The organism is Candidatus Symbiopectobacterium sp. NZEC135, assembly GCF_025962695.1.
Genome location: NZ_JAGFPF010000661.1, coordinates 1 through 1,075 on the forward strand (window position 1 = coordinate 1; position 1,075 = coordinate 1,075).

Annotated in this window: 2 protein-coding genes; one reads left to right on the forward strand and one right to left on the reverse strand. The window is 56.0% G+C overall.

Going from position 1 to position 1,075, the window contains the following annotated elements; genetic code table 11:
* Nucleotides 1–155: 155 nt before the first annotated feature.
* Complete coding sequence (locus tag J5224_RS29560) at nucleotides 156–845, forward strand: DJ-1/PfpI family protein (protein WP_264628631.1); 690 nt, start codon at nucleotides 156–158, stop codon at nucleotides 843–845.
* A gap of 47 nt (nucleotides 846–892) precedes the next feature.
* Here J5224_RS29560 and J5224_RS29565 read toward each other — a convergent pair whose 3' ends face one another.
* Complete coding sequence (locus tag J5224_RS29565) at nucleotides 893–1,066, reverse strand: hypothetical protein (RefSeq protein ID WP_264625004.1); 174 nt, start codon at nucleotides 1,064–1,066, stop codon at nucleotides 893–895.
* Between the last annotated feature and the right edge of the window lie 9 nt (nucleotides 1,067–1,075).

Consider the following 1,075-nt stretch of genomic DNA (forward strand, 5'->3'; position numbering starts at 1 on the left):
CATAAATGAATCTTAACGCGATCATAAGGGCTGCGCGCGGTGAAGTCGAGTCATGGATACCATCGGCATGGCTGTTCTCGTTGATATTCTGATTGAATCCCCGATAAAAACCTGCGCATGCTAAGCAATATCACCTAATCACAGAGGACGTTGTCATGGCTGATTCTCCTGTACTCTCCATAGGTTTTCTCCTTTTTCCCGGTGTAACCCAATTAGATTTGACTGGGCCTTACGAAGTATTGGTGCGTGCGCCGGGTGCTCAGGTGCACTTGATCTGGAAACAGATTGCGCCGGTGACCTCCGATCGCGGTCTGGCTATTTTGCCTACCGTCACCCTTGAGGAATGTCCGGCGTTAGATGTGATTTGTGTGCCGGGTGGGCCGGGACAGATTGATCTGATGGAAGATGATGAGGTGCTAAACTTTCTGCGTCAAAAAGCGAAGGAAGTAAAACTGGTTACCTCGGTCTGCACCGGATCGCTGGTGTTGGGGGCTGCGGGTTTACTCCAAGGCTATAAGGCAACCACCCACTGGGGCTCGCCCGATCAATTGGCGCTGCTGGGGGCTCAACCGGTTGAGGCGCGTGTCGTGCACGACGGCAACCGTATCAGTGGTGCTGGCGTGACCTCTGGGATCGATTTCGCACTAACCGTGGTGGCAGGGCTGTACGGCGAGGCGGTTGCGCAGGAGATTCAGTTACAACTGGAGTACGATCCCGCGCCGCCATTCAATTCGGGTTCTCCGCGATCGGCTGCGCCAGAGCTGCTTCAGGCGGTGCGTCTCAAGCAGGCCGCGTTTATTGAAAAACGCAGGCAAGCAACGCAACGCGCTGCGGAAAAATTATAGATCTTTCACCCCAGGGCGGCCAAGCGCCCTGAGGTTCATCCTATCAACTATCCGCGCCCACCGTGCCCGCCATAGCCGGGGCCGCCTCCACCGCCACCCGGACCCATCGGCCCTTGCATTGGGCCACCGCCGCCATGTCCGCCACCGGGACCTGGCCATATGCATCCGCTTAAGGATGTGGTGATGGCAATCGCCATTAATACGCAGAGCATTTTTTTCATGATTCACCT

What these genes read in the sequence shown, in the direction of transcription:
- J5224_RS29560 (WP_264628631.1), top strand. Translation starts at nt 156, where the DNA reads ATGGCTGATTCTCCTGTACTCTCCATAGGTTTTCTCCTTTTTCCCGGT.
- J5224_RS29565 (WP_264625004.1), bottom strand. Translation starts at nt 1,066, where the DNA reads ATGAAAAAAATGCTCTGCGTATTAATGGCGATTGCCATCACCACATCC.